The 17245-nt window shown below is 38.8% G+C and carries 22 protein-coding genes and 1 pseudogene; 22 read left to right on the forward strand and 1 reads right to left on the reverse strand.

All coding sequences use genetic code 11. The features are described 5' to 3' along the window. Position 1: 1 nt before the first annotated feature. The 20 genes and pseudogenes from CACET_RS01005 to CACET_RS01090 all read left to right on the forward strand — a co-directional run bounded on the left by CACET_RS01005 (position 2) and on the right by CACET_RS01090 (position 14879). A complete protein-coding gene (locus tag CACET_RS01005) occupies positions 2-1051 on the forward strand; it encodes an L-threonylcarbamoyladenylate synthase (protein WP_479722648.1) in 1050 nt (349 codons plus the stop codon). Between the two features lie 18 nt (positions 1052-1069). After that, a complete protein-coding gene (locus tag CACET_RS01010) occupies positions 1070-1762 on the forward strand; it encodes a low molecular weight protein arginine phosphatase (RefSeq protein ID WP_044826056.1) in 693 nt (230 codons plus the stop codon). A gap of 116 nt (positions 1763-1878) precedes the next feature. Then, on the forward strand, positions 1879-2328 hold the full coding sequence (gene rpiB, locus CACET_RS01015) for a ribose 5-phosphate isomerase B (RefSeq protein ID WP_044826057.1): 450 nt from the start codon (positions 1879-1881) through the stop codon (positions 2326-2328). 44 nt (positions 2329-2372) lie between these two features. Continuing rightward, a complete protein-coding gene (upp, locus tag CACET_RS01020) occupies positions 2373-3002 on the forward strand; it encodes a uracil phosphoribosyltransferase (RefSeq protein ID WP_044826058.1) in 630 nt (209 codons plus the stop codon). A 988-nt stretch (positions 3003-3990) separates the two neighbouring features. After that, entirely contained in the window at positions 3991-4446 is a 456-nt protein-coding gene (locus tag CACET_RS01025; RefSeq protein ID WP_044826059.1) for a deoxycytidylate deaminase, read from the forward strand. 16 nt (positions 4447-4462) lie between these two features. Further along, on the forward strand, positions 4463-5527 hold the full coding sequence (locus CACET_RS01030) for an MraY family glycosyltransferase (RefSeq protein WP_044826060.1): 1065 nt from the start codon (positions 4463-4465) through the stop codon (positions 5525-5527). A 69-nt stretch (positions 5528-5596) separates the two neighbouring features. Beyond that, entirely contained in the window at positions 5597-5719 is a 123-nt protein-coding gene (locus tag CACET_RS21040) for a hypothetical protein (RefSeq protein ID WP_278287089.1), read from the forward strand. Further along, positions 5712-6836 carry a non-hydrolyzing UDP-N-acetylglucosamine 2-epimerase gene (wecB, locus tag CACET_RS01035; RefSeq protein ID WP_044826061.1) on the forward strand — a complete coding sequence of 375 codons (1125 nt, stop codon included), beginning with the start codon at positions 5712-5714 and terminating at the stop codon, positions 6834-6836. The genes CACET_RS21040 and wecB overlap by 8 nt, the downstream gene beginning before the upstream one ends. 276 nt (positions 6837-7112) lie before the next feature. Then, positions 7113-7349 (forward strand): AtpZ/AtpI family protein, encoded by a 237-nt coding sequence (locus CACET_RS01040; protein ID WP_044826062.1) that lies wholly within the window; start codon positions 7113-7115, stop codon positions 7347-7349. 4 nt (positions 7350-7353) lie between these two features. Beyond that, positions 7354-7761: an ATP synthase subunit I gene (locus tag CACET_RS01045; RefSeq protein WP_044826063.1), complete on the forward strand. Its 408-nt coding sequence runs from the start codon at positions 7354-7356 to the stop codon at positions 7759-7761. Next, entirely contained in the window at positions 7762-8460 is a 699-nt protein-coding gene (atpB, locus tag CACET_RS01050) for a F0F1 ATP synthase subunit A (protein WP_044826064.1), read from the forward strand. A gap of 72 nt (positions 8461-8532) precedes the next feature. Further along, positions 8533-8790, forward strand: a pseudogene (atpE, locus tag CACET_RS21410) (ATP synthase F0 subunit C); the annotation flags it as partial. After that, positions 8764-9045: an ATP synthase F0 subunit C gene (atpE, locus tag CACET_RS21415; RefSeq protein WP_479722670.1), complete on the forward strand. Its 282-nt coding sequence runs from the start codon at positions 8764-8766 to the stop codon at positions 9043-9045. The pseudogene atpE (CACET_RS21410) and the gene atpE (CACET_RS21415), both read left to right, overlap by 27 nt. Positions 9046-9206: 161 nt before the next feature. Continuing rightward, the gene (gene atpE, locus CACET_RS01060) at positions 9207-9473 is read left to right on the forward strand and encodes an ATP synthase F0 subunit C (protein ID WP_044826065.1); all 267 of its coding nucleotides are present in this window, start codon (positions 9207-9209) and stop codon (positions 9471-9473) included. 50 nt (positions 9474-9523) lie between these two features. Continuing rightward, a complete protein-coding gene (atpF, locus tag CACET_RS01065; protein ID WP_044826066.1) occupies positions 9524-10030 on the forward strand; it encodes a F0F1 ATP synthase subunit B in 507 nt (168 codons plus the stop codon). After that, entirely contained in the window at positions 10018-10560 is a 543-nt protein-coding gene (locus tag CACET_RS01070; RefSeq protein ID WP_044826067.1) for a F0F1 ATP synthase subunit delta, read from the forward strand. The genes atpF and CACET_RS01070 overlap by 13 nt, the downstream gene beginning before the upstream one ends. Positions 10561-10579: 19 nt before the next feature. Beyond that, positions 10580-12091, forward strand: coding sequence for a F0F1 ATP synthase subunit alpha (gene atpA, locus CACET_RS01075; protein WP_044826068.1), 1512 nt, complete (start codon positions 10580-10582; stop codon positions 12089-12091). A 15-nt stretch (positions 12092-12106) separates the two neighbouring features. Next, positions 12107-12985 carry an ATP synthase F1 subunit gamma gene (gene atpG / locus CACET_RS01080; protein ID WP_044826069.1) on the forward strand — a complete coding sequence of 293 codons (879 nt, stop codon included), beginning with the start codon at positions 12107-12109 and terminating at the stop codon, positions 12983-12985. 65 nt (positions 12986-13050) lie between these two features. After that, positions 13051-14448, forward strand: a complete 1398-nt coding sequence (gene atpD / locus CACET_RS01085; RefSeq protein ID WP_044826070.1) for a F0F1 ATP synthase subunit beta — start codon at positions 13051-13053, stop codon at positions 14446-14448. A gap of 17 nt (positions 14449-14465) precedes the next feature. Then, entirely contained in the window at positions 14466-14879 is a 414-nt protein-coding gene (locus CACET_RS01090; RefSeq protein WP_044826071.1) for a F0F1 ATP synthase subunit epsilon, read from the forward strand. 32 nt (positions 14880-14911) lie between these two features. On the opposite strand, the gene CACET_RS01095 is transcribed toward CACET_RS01090, so the two are convergent. Then, positions 14912-15328 (reverse strand): NusG domain II-containing protein, encoded by a 417-nt coding sequence (locus tag CACET_RS01095; protein ID WP_082058291.1) that lies wholly within the window; start codon positions 15326-15328, stop codon positions 14912-14914. A 346-nt stretch (positions 15329-15674) separates the two neighbouring features. Here CACET_RS01095 and CACET_RS01100 point away from each other — a divergent pair, with 346 nt between their 5' ends. Then, positions 15675-16226 carry a YueI family protein gene (locus tag CACET_RS01100; RefSeq protein ID WP_044826073.1) on the forward strand — a complete coding sequence of 184 codons (552 nt, stop codon included), beginning with the start codon at positions 15675-15677 and terminating at the stop codon, positions 16224-16226. Between the two features lie 192 nt (positions 16227-16418). Further along, positions 16419-17243, forward strand: coding sequence for a YwmB family TATA-box binding protein (locus CACET_RS01105; protein WP_044826074.1), 825 nt, complete (start codon positions 16419-16421; stop codon positions 17241-17243). Positions 17244-17245: the final 2 nt, after the last annotated feature.

Below are 17245 nucleotides of genomic sequence, written 5' to 3' on the forward strand. Positions count from 1 at the left end.
TTTGAAAAACACTATGATCATAGAAATAGACCTTGAAAATATAGCAGAAGAGGAAATGAGAAAAGCTGCGGAAATTTTAAAAAAAAATGGTACTGTGGCATTTCCTACTGAAACGGTTTATGGTTTGGGAGCAAATGCTCTGAGTCAGGAGGCTGTAGAGAAAATATTCCAGGCAAAGGGGAGGCCTTCTGATAATCCTTTAATTGTACATATAGCAAAAGTCGAAGATATAAAATCTTTAGTAAAACAAGTTCCAATGGAAGCTGAAGCGGTCATGAGGGCTTTTTGGCCAGGACCTCTCACGATTGTATTGGAAAAAACAGAAATCTTACCAGAGAGTATTACGGCGGGACTATCAACGGTTGCTATAAGAATGCCTGCCCATCCTATAGCAGCTAAGCTAATAGAAATGGCGGAGGTGCCAGTAGCGGCTCCTAGTGCCAATATCTCTGGGAGGCCTAGCCCTACCACGGGAAAGCATGTATTAGAGGATTTAAAAGGAAGAGTAGACGCCATTATTATAGGGGGAAGTTGTGAAGTAGGAGTAGAATCCACTGTGCTGGATATGACAGGAGGAGTCCCTACAATCCTTCGTCCTGGAGGGATCACCCGAGAAATGCTCTTAAAAGTACTGGACAGGGTGGAGGTAGATACCGCTCTAAAAGGAGAAGAAGGGGCAGTACCTAAATCTCCGGGTATGAAATACACTCACTATGCCCCTAAGGCTCAAGTCTATATTGTCAAGGGTGAAGAAGAAGGAGTTTCTAAAAAGATAAAGCAATTGGCAAATGAATATAAGCAGCAGGGAAAAGAAGTAGGAATTATTTGTTTTGATGAAACCCGCCGGTACTATGATAAAGAAGTTTTAAAGTCTATGGGGAGTCGCAATGAGCTAAAAACAGTAGCTGCTAATCTTTTTAAAGTACTGCGGGCGTTTGATGAAACTAAGGTGGAGGTTATTTTAGCAGAGGCGGTGGAGGAAGTAGAATTAGGACAAGCCATTATGAACCGCCTTACTAAGGCTGCAGGCTATAGAGTGATTTATGTATAAGGGAGGTGCAGAAAAAAGATGAAGACAATTCTATTTGTTTGTACCGGTAACACCTGTCGTAGTAGTATGGCAGAAGCACTGTTGAAAGATCTATTAGAAAAATACGGTTTAGAAAATGTAAGGGTTTTATCCGCTGGAACTGCTGCGGTGAAGGGGGATAGGGCTTCAAGAGCATCTGTGGAGATTATGAGGGAAAGGGATCTCTGTCTTCAAGAACATAGAGCAAGACCCTTAACAAAGGCATTGATTGAAGAAGCAGATTTGATCTTAACTATGACGGCAAATCACAAAAAAACTGTTCTAGACATGCTTCCAGAAGCAAGAGAAAAAGTTTATACCTTAAAGGAATATGTTAACGGCGGAGAAAAGATGGAGGATGTGTTGGATGCTATTAACAGGGTTTATCAAAAAATAGAGGAAAAAAAACAACGATTTTTAATGGAAAACCACAAAAAGCTGAAGGTGTTAAAGGAAAAGCGAGAAGAACTCCTGCGGGAGTTGAAGACTGTTGAACAACAAGTGATAAAGATCGAAGGAGAATTTCAGGAAACAATCGCAGAGGAAGAAGATCGACTGATTCAGTTAAAGGGACAAGTTCCAGATCTAGACATTGTAGATCCCTTCGGACAGCCTATGGAGGTCTACCGCAGTAGTGCTCAGGAGATTGAAGAGCATTTAAAAAAATTATTAAAAAAAATAAGCAACAAATAGAGGGAATTTGATAAACATAGCGAATACTATACTGGTTAAACTATTATATAAATCCAGGTTTCAGGAGGTGCTAAAGTACTTTTTGAACAGGTTTAAGCATAGATAGGGGTGAAAGTATGAAAATAGCTATAGGTAGTGATCATGGAGGGTTTTCCTTAAAGGAAATCATTAAAGAGCATTTACAGCAAAAATCTATAGAATTTAAAGATTTTGGTACCGACTCAGAAGCCTCCTGCGATTATTCTGAATTTGCTGAAGCTGTAGGAGAAGCAGTGGTGTCGGGGATTTATGATAGAGGCATTATAATATGTGGTACAGGTATAGGTATCTCTATTGCTGCCAATAAAATTCCAGGTGTCCGATGTGCTGTAGTAGGAGACTGCTTTTCTGCTAAAGCAACAAGACAACACAATGATACAAACATCTTGGCACTTGGAGCAAGGGTAGTTGGCTCAGGTCTAGCACTAGAAATTGTCGATACATGGCTAGGTACAGAGTTTGAAGGTGGAAGACATCAGCAAAGAATTGATAAAATTACCGAGATTGAAAAAAAATATTGTAGATAAAGAAAGAGATCACTGAAAAATCATTTAAAAAAGGAGGAATTTTGATGGGTAAAGTAATTACAATAGATCATCCATTAATTCAACATAAACTAACTTTAATAAGGGATAAAAATACAGGCTCTAAAGACTTTAGGGATTTGGTTAAGGAAGTATCGCTGCTGATGGGTTATGAGGTTACGAGGGATCTTCCACTAGAGGAAATAGAAATAGAAACGCCGGTTTGCACTACGAAGTCAAAGGTGATTTCAGGTAAAAAGCTAGGTATTATTCCTATCCTAAGAGCAGGATTAGGTATGGTGGATGGGATACTACAGTTGATACCAGCGGCAAAGGTGGGTCACGTAGGTCTGTACAGAGATCCAGAAACCCTAGAGCCAGTAGAGTATTACTGTAAACTTCCTTCTGATGTGGAGGAAAGAGATCTTATTGTATTAGATCCGATGTTAGCTACTGGAGGTTCTGCTAATGCAGCTATTCAATTCCTTAAAAATAGAGGAGCTACCAATATTAAATTAGTATGTCTGATTGCTTCACCCGAGGGAGTTAAAGTTATACAAAAACATCATGATGATGTAGATATTTATGTAGCATCTATCGATGAGAAATTAAATGATCATGCCTACATTGTACCAGGGTTAGGGGATGCAGGAGATCGATTGTTTGGAACAAAGTAGGAAACTGGGGCTCTGCAAACAAAATACGATGGACAGTAACAACAGAGGACCACAGGTCCTCCCTACTATTGATAAACTAACTGTAGGGAGGACCTGTGGTCTTCTATCATTACAGGGACAAAGCCCCCGTTTCAACGGGTCAATAACGTAGGGACTCAACGATTAATAACATAGGGGCGATCTTTGGTCGCCAGCTTTTAAAATTTTTATAACAAAATGAAACAAATTCCCTGATTATGTCGTCTAATAAAAATAAGGACATATATAAACAATAACCCTGTTGGTCTACTGGCAAGACCACCTTCTCAAAGTCAAGAAGGCAGGCCACTAAAGAAACAGGCGACCACAGGTCGCCCCTACAGGGACAAAGACCCGCTCCAATCCCAACGGATTAATAAATGTAGTGGCTCCTACAGAGGCAAAGCACCCCATGATTGTATTGGACCTACGACTATGTAGGGGCGACCTGTGATCGGCTTGGTCATGTAGGGCAATCTGTAGTTGCCAACTACAGGGACAAAGACCCGCTCCAATCCTAACGGATTAATAAATGTAGTGGCTCCTACAAAGGCAAAGCACCCCATGATTGTATTGGACCTACGACTATGTAGGGGCGACCTGTGGTCGGCTTGGTCATGTAGGGCAATCTGTAGTTGCCAACTACAGGGACAAAGACCCGCTCCAATCCCAACGGATTAATAAATGTAGTGGCTCCCACAGAGGCAAGGCACCCCATGATTGTATTGGACCTACGACTATGTAGGGGCGACCTGTGATCGCCTGGTCATGTAGGATAATCTGTAGTAGTCAGCCGCCAGCATAGGTAAAACATGTTATTTACAACAATCCCTTGTATTAAGCAGAAAAAAGTATTATAATGTGGAGTTGTGTAACAAATATTACATTTTTATTACATTTGATTTCAAAATAACAGATTTATGGTATGATAGAAGCAATGAAGAGGCTGAGGGAAAAGGAGTTGTGAAAAATGCGTCCGTCTTGGGATGAGTACTATATGGAGATGGCAGAGGTAGCCAAAAAACGCTCTACCTGCAACCGTAGGCAAGTAGGAGCAGTGATTGTCAAGGATCAAAGAATTTTAGCAAGCGGCTACAACGGAGCCCCCAGCGGATTACCCCATTGCAGTGAAACCGGATGTATTCGACAAAAGTTAAATGTTCCCTCTGGTGAAAGGCACGAACTTTGTAGAGGGTTGCATGCAGAACAAAATGCTATTATTCAAGCGGCTCTTCATGGTGTACCTATTGAAGGAAGTGCAATTTATGTCACCCATAAGCCTTGTGTTATTTGTACGAAAATGATGATCAATGCAGGTATTAAGAAGCTGATCTATCAAGGAGATTATCCTGATTCTTTATCAGAGGAAATGTTAAAAGAAGCCGGTATCCTTGTGGAAAAGTATACGAAGGACAAAGAAAGCTAAAGAATGGAGTGGAAAAATGGATAGTTATATTTTGGCATTTCTTATAGCAGGGTTTACTTCTTATATGTTAACCCCTTATGCAAAAAAGTTCGCACACAAAATAGGAGCTATTGATGTTCCAAAGGACAATAGAAGAGTGCACAAAAAGCCTATTCCTAGATTAGGAGGACTAGCTATCTATATTGCCTTTGTAGCTTCTGCCTTTATGATGACAATAATGAAGAGCAATCTTCTACATATAGATCGGCAGTTCGTAGGGATTATGATAGGTGCCACCATCATTGTCTTGGTGGGGATTGTAGATGATTCTAAGCAGATTTCAGCCAAATATAAACTCTTAGGACAAATTATAGCAGCCTTGGTCGTTGTATATAGTGGTGTGCGCATCGAGTTTATTACGAATATACTAAATCAGCCCACAGGGATGACGTGGTTAGAAAAATCTGCTATTCCAGTAACTGTATTCTGGATTGTAGGAATTACCAATACTGTAAATTTGATTGACGGTTTAGATGGTCTAGCGGCAGGGATTTCCTCGATAGCGGCTCTTTCTCTAGCCTATGTAGCTTATCTAAGCGGGCAAACAGAAGTAATGGTACTATTGATTATTTTAGCAGGATCTCTTTTAGGGTTTTTACCCTATAACTTTAATCCAGCAGAAATTTTCATGGGGGATACAGGGTCTTTGCTGGTAGGTTTTATTTTGGCTACCATCTCTATTGAAGGATTGATAAAAAGTGCCACCACCATTGCTGTAGCCATTCCAGTACTTGCACTAGGGATTCCGATTTTTGATACAACCTTTGCCATCGTAAGAAGGTTGATGAACGGCAGACCTATTATGGAGGCCGATAAAGGACATCTTCATCATCGACTTTTAGATCAAGGCTTAAGTCAAAAACAAACAGTGTTAGTATTATACTTTATTAGCATGTTGTTGGGTGCCAGTGCGATTGTGATTGCTGATACCACAAGAGCAGTTGCATATCTCGTGATAGCTAGCGTATCTGTGGTGATTTTTTTAGGAGCCCTTCGAATAGGTTTGATAAAAAAGCCCCAAGAAAGAAAAGCAAACTCATAAAAAATTTAAAAGTTGTAATAATAAGTTGGGGACACACAAAAGCTATGGTGTCCCCTTTTATACGCTGTCGTGGAAACTAGAGATTTTCAGGAATTTATCCCTATATTTGCCTTGCAAATTAGAGAAATTAAGGTATACTTAATAGAGAAAAGACAGTACAAGTCTGCTGGAAAGGAAGAAGGTTATGAATAAACTAAAGGTGATGACGATTTTTGGTACTCGACCAGAGGCCATCAAGATGGCTCCCTTAGTAAGAAAGCTGCAGGAAGCAGAGGGAATTCAATCTGTACTTTGTGTTACAGCTCAGCACAGGGAAATGTTAGATATGGTATTAGATTTATTCCAGTTGAAACCAGATTATGATTTAGACATTATGCAGCATGGTCAGACCATATCCGATATTACAGTGAAGGTTTTAAAGGGTGTAGAGGCGGTATTACAAGAAGTGAAGCCTGATATTGTACTAGTCCACGGAGATACCACCACAACCTTTGTGGGAAGTCTAGCAGCCTTTTATCAACAAATTGCTGTGGGACATGTAGAGGCAGGTTTAAGAAGCGGTAATATTTACTCCCCTTATCCAGAGGAAATGAATAGAAAGCTTACTGGACATTTGGCGCAGCTTCACTTTGCTCCAACAGAAGGAAACTACAAAAATTTAATCAAAGAAGGTATAGGGGAAGAAAAAATCTTTATTACTGGAAACACCGTGATAGATGCTTTACTACAGGTGGTAAAAGAGGACTATGTATTTGATAATCCCCTGCTGAATAAAATTGATTATCACAACAAAAAAGTCCTAGTCATGACATGTCATCGCAGAGAAAATTGGGGAGAACCTATGGAAAATATCTTTAAAGCAGTGGTGGAAATCACTGAAAAGCATAGGGAGGTAGAAGTGATCTTTCCAGTACATCTAAACCCTAATATTAGAAACTTAGCAAAAAATATTATGGGAGATACTAAGGCGATACACCTAATTGAACCCCTTGATTATGAACCCTTTGCCAACCTCCTCAATAAAGCACACCTTATTTTGACGGATTCAGGAGGGATTCAGGAGGAAGCACCAGCTTTAGGTAAGCCTATTTTAGTTTTAAGAACAGAGACTGAAAGACCGGAGGCGGTAGAGGCAGGTACTGTTAAGGTGGTAGGAGTAGAAAAACAACGAATCGTGGAGGAAGTAAGTAAGTTATTGTCGAACTCCTCGGAGTATCTGCAGATGGAAGCTGCTGTAAACCCTTATGGAGATGGCAGGGCTTGTGAAAGAATCGTTAAAGCATTAAAGGACTATTTTAAACTTTCTTAAGTAATTTCCTAATAAAACCATAGAAGTCTAGAAGGAATTTTCGGGCTAAATATAGAAATAATCACTTAGGCTCAAAAAACTTTTCAGCCGATTGTTAAGCATTTATCAAGAAGTGACGAGCTTAACATAAAAAATATGGAAGTTTTTTAAAACAACATCTTTTCATGTGAAAAGTTTGTGATATAATAAGTAATTATATCCATGCATAAACTTTCAACAGAGATGTATTTTGTAGAAAACTTAGCAAATGAAGTCGAAAAATTGTGAGGCGAAAAAATGTCGACGCAAAAGGGAAAAGGAAATCTACTAGAAAATCTTGCGCTTATAAGCCAAGTAGGTATATCCATGATCGTACCTATAATTGGAGGTCTTTATGCAGGCAGATGGATAGACACTAAGATAGGGACACAGCCGATATTTTTATTTATCTTTATTGTGATGGGGGTAGGGGCTGCTTTTGTCAACCTCTTTAAAATTACAACGAAGGATGTCAAAAAGAACAAAAGGAAGTGATGGCATGGACGGTATATGGGATACGCAGTTGAAAATTATCAAAGGTGTCCTAATAGTAAATGGGATCATAGGAGCTGTAGCAGTTTTTATAGCGAAGCCTCCAATGCCTTTTCTAACAGGATTAGTGTTTGGCACCATCATTGCCTTACTTAACTTTAGACTACTTTCTCTTACACTAAATAAGGCAGTGAAAATGCAACCTCATCAGGCGAGAGCCTATGCTGCATCTAGGTATATCCTTCGCTATATTATCATAGGGATGGTTTTATACATATCAGTCAAAGCGGAACATATTCATGCACTGGGAACGATTGCCGGTATAATCACATTGAAATTTGTTGTACTGCAAAAAGAATTGTTTAATAATAAACAATATTTTAAAAATATATTCAAAAGAAAGGAGGCAGAATAAATGGAGTTTGGCCCAAAAGTCTTGTTTGAACTTCCCTTTTTAGGTGGGATTCCTATCACAGAAACTGTAGTCAACACATGGATCATCATGATTGTGCTTACAGTGTTTGCCGTCATTGGCGGCAAAGGTTTTAAAAAGATACCTAAAGGGAAACAAAATGTCGTAGAAGTCATAGTAGATGCTATCAACAATCTGACAATGCAGACGATGGGGAAAGACAAAAAAGCTTTTGCTAGCTATATGGGAAGCTTGTTCTTTCTATTATTGTTTGCCAACCTATTAGGTCTTTTAGGACTCAGACCCCCGACAGCTGATATGAACACAACCTTTGCACTAGCTATTTTAACATTCATCATCATTCACAGTTCTGGGGTAAAAAGAAAGGGTCTTGGTTACTTTAAAGGATTTTTAGAACCTTTTCCTTTATTGTTACCAATGAACATTATCTCAGAAATAGCTACACCAATATCTCTTTCTTTCCGTCTGTTTGGTAACATTGTAGGCGGACTGATCATTATGTCCTTGCTGTATGGCGGCTTAATAGGCATTAGTAGTATGGTGGGATTAGGAGCATTCCCAATCTTCCAAGCTGGGATTCCAGTGGTGTTTCATCTGTACTTTGATGTTTTTGCAGGTGTACTGCAAACCTTTATCTTCATGATGTTATCAATGGTATTTATTTCAATCGCAATGGATTAATGTGCTTTGCCACCTAAGGGAGGTGAAACTTTGGAAAACACAAACTTTATTATGATGTTTTTAGAATGGCTGATGTCTTTTGATCGCAGGGCCATCATCTTAGCAGCTTCTGCTATAGGTGCAGGACTTGCAATGATTGCAGGTATTGGTCCAGGGGTAGGGCAAGGCTATGCTGCCGGTAAGGGAGCAGAAGCCGTAAGCTATAACCCTAAAAGCTCAAAGCAAGCTACAATGATTATGCTGCTGGGGGCAGCGGTGGCGGAAACTTCGGGGATCTTATCTCTAGTTATTGCTCTAATTATGTTGTTTGCTAACCCATTAGTAAACCTACAAGGATCAGCGATTGTTGTTGCAGCCTCAGCCATTGGTGCAGGACTTTCTATGATCGCAGGTATTGGACCTGGTATAGGTCAAGGTTATGCTGCAGGTAAAGGAACTGAAATGGTAGGAAAAAGACCTAGACATCAATCTGCTGTTGTAAGAGCTATGTTTTTAGGTCAGGCGGTAGCTCAGACCACTGGTATTTATGCTATGATCATAGCATTAGTGCTGATGTTTGCTAACCCGCTTATAGGATTGCTTTAAGATTACATTTAGAGGTTTGACGCAATTACGATTGTATACTGTATAGTAAATTATGGGGTGAGAATCAAAAGTTTTTAAAAGTTTTGAGGGGTTATTTATTTGACGGTTTATTTAAATTTTAAATCTAAAAAATTATTATTTTTGAAGGAGGAATTTACATTATGGAACCAATTACAGGTAGAGCATTAGTATTAGCAGCTTCAGCTATAGGAGCAGGATTAGCGATGATCGCAGGTATCGGACCTGGTATAGGTCAGGGGTATGCCGCTGGTAAAGGTGCAGAAGGGGTAGGAAGACAACCAGAAGCTCAAGCAGATATCGTTAGAACAATGTTACTAGGTGCAGCGGTTGCGGAAACAACTGGTATCTACGGATTAATTATTGCTTTAATCCTATTATTTGCAAATCCACTGATCAACCTATTGTAGTGAAAAGAGGTTTTTCAACCTCTCAAGCCATAGAAAGGAGGCAATAAACGATGCAACAAGGATTAGTGGAATTTGGATGGACCTTTATTTTCCAGATAGTGAATACACTTATTATATTTTTAGTCCTTAGACGTTTCTTATTTAAGCCTACAACGGAATTTATGGAAAATAGAACAAAAAGTATAGAGGATGCCATCGAAGAGGCAACCACAAAAAATAAAGAAGCAGAAGAAATCAAGGCACAATATGAAGTAAAGTTAGATAATATCAAAGACGAAAGAAACCAAATCATCAAGGAAGCTACAAAGCGTGCTGATGAAAAAGGCGATGAGATTATCAAGGCTGCTCAAGCAGAGGCTCAAAAAATTATAGAAAAAGGGCAACAAGACATTCAAAGAGAAAAACAAAAGACATTAAACGAATTAAAAGATCAAATCTCTACATTGGCGATTATGGCAGCTTCTAAGGTGATCGAAGAAGAGTTAAATGAAAAGGCTCACAAAAAGATGATCGAACAATTTATTAAAGAGGTAGGGGAAACACAATGGCAGAACTAATAGCAAAAAAATATGCCAAGGCCCTATTTGAAGTTGCTCAAGAAGATAATACGCTTCAGCCTATTAGAGAAGAATTAGCTTTTATTCAAGCAGCATTAGAGGAGAATCAAGATTTTAAAAAATTACTACATACTCCCTTAATTACGTCTAATGAGAAGAAGGAAATTGTTAAAAACGTTTTCAAAGAAAAAGTAAGCACTGAAATGCTGAACTTTCTTTATATTCTTGTAGATAAGGGAAGAGCTAATCATTTCGAAGAGATTGTAAAAGAATTTAACATGATGGCGGACGCTTCTAAAAATATGGTGGAGGCTGTTGCAGTAACAGCAATACCCCTTAATAAGGAAAGATTGCAAAAATTGCAGGTGCAGCTTTCCATGGCTTCAGGTAAAAATGTTAAATTAAACAATGAAGTAGATGAAAATGTGATTGGTGGTGTCCTCATAAAGATGGGGGACAAGGTAATAGATGGAACATTAAAAAGTCGACTTGGACATTTGAAGCAGCAGTTGTCGCAAGTTATATTATAGGAATAGGGGTGATAGTCAGATGAATCTCAGACCTGAAGAGATAAGCTCGGTAATTAAAGAGCAAATTAAAAGATACGAAAACAAACTTGAGATGAAGGACGTTGGAACTGTTATTCAGGTTGGTGATGGGATAGCAAGGATTCATGGTCTAGAAAAATGTATGGCTGGAGAACTTTTACAGTTTCCTGGTGAAGTTTACGGAATGACACTTAACCTAGAGGAAGACAACGTAGGATGCGTTCTTTTAGGTTCAGATGATAATATCAAAGAGGGTGACATGGTAAAGCGTACCGAAAGAATTGTAGAGGTACCTGTAGGAGATGCCCTTCTAGGTCGTGTTGTAAACGCTTTAGGTCAGCCAATAGATGGAAAAGGTCCTATCAACACCGATAAGTATAGAGACGTTGAGAGAGTAGCTCCTGGTATTATTGCTAGAAAATCTGTACACGAACCACTACAAACAGGAATCAAGGCGATTGACTCTATGATTCCTATCGGTAGAGGACAAAGGGAGTTAATTATCGGCGATAGACAGACAGGAAAGACTGCTATTGCTATTGATACGATTATTAATCAAAAAAATACGGATGTAATCTGTATTTATGTAGCTATTGGTCAGAAAAAATCTACCGTAGCACAAATTCAAAGTACTTTAGAAAAAAATGGTGCGATGGATTATACCATTATCGTATCAGCTACTGCCAGTGAGTTGGCACCATTACAATACCTTGCTCCTTATGCTGGATGTGCAATGGGAGAAGAATTTATGGAAAATGGCAAACATGTATTGATTATCTATGATGATTTATCAAAGCATGCGGTGGCTTATCGTGCCATGTCTCTGTTATTAAGACGTCCTCCAGGTCGTGAGGCTTATCCTGGAGATGTATTCTACCTTCATAGTAGATTATTGGAAAGAGCGGCAAAGCTAAGCGATGAAAGAGGCGCTGGTTCATTGACAGCCCTTCCGCTGATTGAAACACAAGCAGGAGACGTTTCTGCTTATATTCCAACCAACGTTATCTCAATTACAGATGGACAGATCTTCCTAGAGTCAGAATTATTCTACTCTGGTGTTCGTCCTGCGGTAAATGCTGGTATCTCTGTATCAAGGGTTGGTGGTAACGCACAAATCAAAGCCATGAAGCAGGTTGCAGGAAAGCTTCGTCTTGAATTGGCACAATATAGAGAGTTGGCGGCTTTTGCACAGTTTGGTTCTGAACTAGATAAAGAAACTCAAGCAAGATTAGCACAAGGGGAAAGGATTGTTGAAGTATTAAAACAACCACAGTACCGCCCAGTGCCAGTAGAAAACCAAGTTATGATGATTTATGCTGTAACCAACAAATACCTTGCTGATATCGAGGTAGAACAAGTAGGCGAATTTGAAAAACAATTCCTAGAGTTTGTCAATGGTCAGTATGCGGAAATCGGTAAAACCATTGTAGAAACTGGTAAGTTAGAGGGTCCTACAGAAGAGAAGCTAAAGGCAGCGCTAGAGGAGTTCAAGAAGAAGTTTAAGGCCCAATAGTCGGGAGGTGATACATTGGCTGGACTAGGAATGCGGGATATAAAAAGACGTATTAAGAGTGTTAATAGTACAAAGCAAATTACAAAGGCAATGGAGTTAGTTTCTTCAGCAAAGTTAAGAAAAGCTAGAGAAAGCTTGGAAAAAACCAAACCCTATTTTAACACCATAGGAAGAACGGTTGAAGAAATAATCTCCTCCACCAGAGGAATAAGACACGACTTTCTAAAACAAAGAGAAGTGAAAAAGACAGCTTATATTGTCATAACGGCTGATAGGGGTCTGTGTGGTGGATACAATACCAATGTAATGAAGGCTACTGTAAATCATATGGAGACAAAAGAAAATAAATCAGTGATTGTCATCGGACAGAAGGGTAGAGACTTCTTTAGAAAAAGAGGATATGACTTGGATGGAGAGTTCACCCATATTTCAGAAAATCCTACTTTTACAGATGCGCAAAGTATAGGCAACCTAGCAACTGAGTTATACAAACAAGAATTAGTAGATGAAGTTTATTTAGTATATACGGAATTTTTAAGTACCATTAACCAAAAACCAAAGGTTGCAAAGTTATTGCCTATAGAATTATCAGCGGAAGAGATACAGGCGAAGGATGCCAAGCCTAAAGAGGATGAGGAGTTTATGGCCTATGAACCATCTCCAGAGGCGGTACTAAGCTACTTAATTCCTAAATATATCGAAAGTATGATCTATGGCGCCTTAGTAGAGTCTGCTACCAGTGAGCAGGGAGCTAGAAGGGTTGCTATGGAAAGTGCTACTGACAATGCTACAGAGATGATTGGAGATTTACAGTTACAATACAATCGTGCAAGACAGGCCTCCATCACACAAGAAATTTCAGAGATTGTTGGGGGAGCAGAAGCAATAAAATAAAAGAAAAATACGGGATTTTACAAGAGAATATAGTTTTTAATTTCTTATGACAGGGAGGTAACAGAATGCCTGAAGCAAATGTAGGTAAACTGGTACAAATCATTGGACCAGTTGTAGATATAAAGTTCAGCAGTGACAACCTACCGGCCCTATTAAACGCTATTGTAATAGAGGGTAAAGACCACAAGGTTACAGTAGAAGTAGCACAGCATATTGGGGATGATACTGTAAGATGCGTTGCCATGAGCTCTACCGAAGGATTGGTAAGAGGTATGGATGCCAAAGATACAGGAGCTCCAATTACTGTACCGGTAGGAAAGGCAACATTAGGTAGAATATTTAACGTGCTAGGAGAAGTGGTGGATGAAAAAGAAGGTGTAAAATCTGATTTCCATTCTCCGATTCACCGTGCAGCGCCTAGTTTTGAAGAGCAAGAAGCATCAACAGAGATTCTAGAGACAGGAATCAAAGTTGTTGACTTGATCGCTCCCTATGCAAAGGGTGGAAAAATCGGTCTTTTTGGTGGTGCTGGGGTTGGTAAAACAGTATTGATTATGGAGTTAATCAACAACATCGCAAAAGAACACGGTGGACTTTCTGTATTTGCAGGGGTTGGTGAGAGAACAAGAGAAGGTAACGACCTTTATCATGAAATGATTGAATCAGGCGTTATTGATAAAACTACACTTGTATACGGTCAGATGAATGAGCCGCCAGGAGCTAGAATGAGGGTTGGACTTACAGGACTTACCATGGCGGAATACTTCAGAGATCAAGAAGGCCAAGACGTACTTTTATTTATAGACAACATCTTCCGATTTACACAAGCTGGTAGTGAGGTTTCTGCGTTACTAGGCCGTATGCCAAGTGCCGTTGGTTATCAGCCTACACTAGCAACGGAGATGGGGGCATTACAGGAGCGTATTACTTCTACTAAGAAGGGATCTATTACATCAGTACAGGCGGTATATGTACCTGCCGATGACTTGACAGACCCCGCTCCAGCTACAACCTTTGCCCACTTAGATGCAACAACAGTACTTTCTCGACAAATTGCTGAGTTAGGTATCTATCCAGCGGTGGATCCATTGGACTCCAACTCAAGAATTCTTGACCCTGCTGTTGTAGGACAAGAACATTATGAAGTTGCCCGTGGGGTGCAGGCAGTACTACAAAGATATAAGGAACTTCAAGATATTATTGCGATTCTTGGTATGGACGAACTTTCTGATGAAGATAAACTTACAGTTTCTCGTGCTAGAAAGATCCAACGTTTCTTATCACAACCTTTCCATGTAGCAGAACAGTTTACAGGAATGGCTGGAAAATATGTTCCAATAAAAGAAACCATTAGAGGATTTAAAGAGATTATAGAAGGCAAGCATGATGCTTTACCAGAATCAGCTTTCCTATTTGTAGGAGCTATAGAGGAAGCAATCGAGAAAGCAAAAAGAAGTGAATAAGGGAAGTAGGTGATAAAATGGCTTCCAAGTTTCATCTAGATATTGTAACCCCCGATAGAATATTCTACGACGATGAAGTAGAAATGGCAGTGGTAAGAACCTCTGAAGGGGACCTCGGAATTATGAATGATCATATTTCTACGGTGGCGCCTATAAAAATCGGGAAGATGAAAATAAAGACAGACGGCAATGTCAAAGAGGCTGCTATTGCTGGTGGATTTGTAAAGATCGAACAAGGAAAAACGACGATCATTGTTGATTCAGCAGAATGGCCAGAAGAAATTGACATAAAAAGAGCAGAAGAAGCAAAGCAAAGAGCTGAAAAACGATTGGGTGGCAATCGTGAAAATATCGACCTTATAAGAGCAGAGATTGCTTTAAGAAAGGCCATCAATAGACTAGAAATAGTACAAAGTTCTAAACATAGATAAAAACAAAGCAGGGTAAATCCTGCTTTGTTTTTTTAATGGACAATAATATCAAAAGGTGATTCTTCTTCCACTTCTTCTTCAATAGCAATATACATTTTGATGGGAAGACTAACAATCATTTGATAGGGCTCTCGAATCCAACCCATATCTGCATGAATAGACAAGGGAGAAATTTCATCTGGTAGCCTGTGAAGTCTCACATACCCATCCTTTGTTTCTAACCTGCCAGTATATTCTACATCGTTTATGGTAAAAGGAAACTCGATAAATTCAGACTCTTCATGCTCTTCTAATGGAAAACGATGGATTACTTCCCCATCTAGATATACAACAATCGTTTTACCATTTTCTCCAGAAGTTAAAAGTCTTGGTATGGCAAAAATAGATGCAATACTTAATATAAAAACCATAATGATCAATACAAGATCTGCTTTTGTCATGATTTTCATGGTAAACAAACCTCCATTCAACCAGAGTCTACATAATTTCATAAATTTTATTATATACTATTTTATGCGACTTTACAAATCCAATTAAAGCAAGGCGTATAATCAATCGTAAATCATGGAAAATTAAAAGTAATAACAGTAAAAGAAGCAGAACCACAGGAACCGTCCCCGTGGCGTATCCAGACTGCGTTAGAATTGTCACCCTGAGCGTAGCGAATGGGTCTTAAATGTCTAAGATATAAGATTCTTCACTACGTTCAGAATGACAAAAAACCGAATAAGGTGAATTTTGAGCGGAGCCATGGCGTAGCGGTGTACAAATAAATAAAAACAGGTGGTGAAAAGCATGTCAGAAAAAACCGACTTAGAAAGAACTATAGAGTATGCCTTAAACGGTGTGCCAGAAATCAAGGCAAAGGAAAAAAGAAAATGGCTAGGAGAATTTAGAGAAAGAGTTGTTTTAGGCTTAACCATAGAGGAAGCAAAAAAGATAGAAGCTATCAATGTAGTAAAAGAAGGGTTGAAGGATTCTGCGGCAGAAATGCTGATTGTCAACAACAATATCCCTATGGAAACCGCTGGTAAGTACATGAAGTTAGCCAAGGAAATGAATAAAGAATACAAGTCTGTGGCTACAGAAGCCCAAGAGGCGATGGGGGTAGTATTGGCAAGTCGTAGTGCTGTAGATCGAGAAGATGTTACACCAGTAATCAAAGAACTACCAGAAAAATTTCATCATGTTAAACATAAAGAATTATGCAGCAAATGTTATGAAGAGTTACAGCACTTGTCTCCAGAGGCAGCGAAGGAGTTTAAAAAGCTCTCTTTTGTGGATAAAGTAATCGGCTTATATTGTGGTGCCTGTGGATGGCAAGAAGATGGCGGACCACTTATGTAAGAGCGTCAAAGAAAAAATATAAAAAACTGTATATCCCCTTTTTTTTCTGTCAATAATTAAACTACAAAGGGAAGAGAGTAAGTTAGAGTACAGATGTTTTTCGTCCCCCTTTAACATCATACTTAAACACTTAGGTCTCTTCTCTTTTTTTATGAAAATTTACGAAAGTTTAATATAGAAAGGAAGGAAACCATGAAAAAATTTTATAAAACCGCAATGATACTTATATTTTTTCTAAGCTTTTTTTACATAGCTTCTGCCTTTACTGGGGTGGAAAAAAATCATGCACCTTCTAATGAAACTATCATAACATTTATTAAGAACAGTGAAGCAGATATACTAGAAGCAAATGTCACTACAACGCTAGAAGTGTTAGATACATTTTGGAATGAAGAAGAGGTCATGAAGATCAAGAAGGATTTGAAAGAGGAACTAGGGCTTCAGGAAAAAACAGAGGAAGTTTTATATGAGGAAAATTTACTATTTATGAATGATCAGTTTGCAGAAAGCGACAGCCTATTTATTCATCAACTGCTAGATGATGATACGAATCAAGTGATTGGAAGTGCTAAAAATCAAGATGGAGATTTTATTACCTTTAAAATTTATTCCACAAAGGTCTTTGAAGAAAAATCCTCGTATATTATTATTGACATCATACAAAATAAAAGGTATAAAGATATAGTGGAGAAAAGTAATCAAAGTCAAGTAATACTACGAAAATATGGAGAAACAGTTGAAACTACCATGAATTTTGTGGGAACCTATGATAAAAAGTTGTCGAAAATAGAAGGAAAAAGCAAAATAGATGCCATGATCCATTCCGTAAAGGGTAGAAAAGTCGAAGAAGTTGTGGAAGAGTCTTATATAAGTACTACCATCTATACACCCCTCATCCCGCAAACAATACAGTATGGCGATAAAGTGGTAAACCTTCATTTAGCAATGCGATATAACGATCACGAGGGGAAAACTTATTTATATGTTGCTAATCCTTTGATTACCCTGACCTATTAACC

It is taken from the genome of Clostridium aceticum (assembly GCF_001042715.1).
GTDB lineage: Bacteria > Bacillota > Clostridia > Peptostreptococcales > Natronincolaceae > Andreesenella > Andreesenella acetica.

Bases quoted from the DNA above. Each gene is read 5' to 3' on its own strand.
- CACET_RS01010 (WP_044826056.1), top strand. From the start codon at position 1,070: ATGAAGACAATTCTATTTGTTTGTACCGGTAACACCTGTCGTAGTAGT.
- CACET_RS01070 (WP_044826067.1), top strand. From the start codon at position 10,018: ATGGCAGAACTAATAGCAAAAAAATATGCCAAGGCCCTATTTGAAGTT.
- upp (WP_044826058.1), top strand. From the start codon at position 2,373: ATGGGTAAAGTAATTACAATAGATCATCCATTAATTCAACATAAACTA.
- CACET_RS01030 (WP_044826060.1), top strand. From the start codon at position 4,463: ATGGATAGTTATATTTTGGCATTTCTTATAGCAGGGTTTACTTCTTAT.
- CACET_RS01095 (WP_082058291.1), bottom strand. From the start codon at position 15,328: ATGAAAATCATGACAAAAGCAGATCTTGTATTGATCATTATGGTTTTT.
- atpF (WP_044826066.1), top strand. From the start codon at position 9,524: ATGCAACAAGGATTAGTGGAATTTGGATGGACCTTTATTTTCCAGATA.
- rpiB (WP_044826057.1), top strand. From the start codon at position 1,879: ATGAAAATAGCTATAGGTAGTGATCATGGAGGGTTTTCCTTAAAGGAA.
- atpD (WP_044826070.1), top strand. From the start codon at position 13,051: ATGCCTGAAGCAAATGTAGGTAAACTGGTACAAATCATTGGACCAGTT.
- CACET_RS01100 (WP_044826073.1), top strand. From the start codon at position 15,675: ATGTCAGAAAAAACCGACTTAGAAAGAACTATAGAGTATGCCTTAAAC.
- CACET_RS01040 (WP_044826062.1), top strand. From the start codon at position 7,113: ATGTCGACGCAAAAGGGAAAAGGAAATCTACTAGAAAATCTTGCGCTT.
- atpA (WP_044826068.1), top strand. From the start codon at position 10,580: ATGAATCTCAGACCTGAAGAGATAAGCTCGGTAATTAAAGAGCAAATT.
- CACET_RS01105 (WP_044826074.1), top strand. From the start codon at position 16,419: ATGAAAAAATTTTATAAAACCGCAATGATACTTATATTTTTTCTAAGC.
- CACET_RS01045 (WP_044826063.1), top strand. From the start codon at position 7,354: ATGGACGGTATATGGGATACGCAGTTGAAAATTATCAAAGGTGTCCTA.
- CACET_RS01090 (WP_044826071.1), top strand. From the start codon at position 14,466: ATGGCTTCCAAGTTTCATCTAGATATTGTAACCCCCGATAGAATATTC.
- atpB (WP_044826064.1), top strand. From the start codon at position 7,762: ATGGAGTTTGGCCCAAAAGTCTTGTTTGAACTTCCCTTTTTAGGTGGG.
- wecB (WP_044826061.1), top strand. From the start codon at position 5,712: ATGAATAAACTAAAGGTGATGACGATTTTTGGTACTCGACCAGAGGCC.
- atpE (WP_044826065.1), top strand. From the start codon at position 9,207: ATGGAACCAATTACAGGTAGAGCATTAGTATTAGCAGCTTCAGCTATA.
- CACET_RS01025 (WP_044826059.1), top strand. From the start codon at position 3,991: ATGCGTCCGTCTTGGGATGAGTACTATATGGAGATGGCAGAGGTAGCC.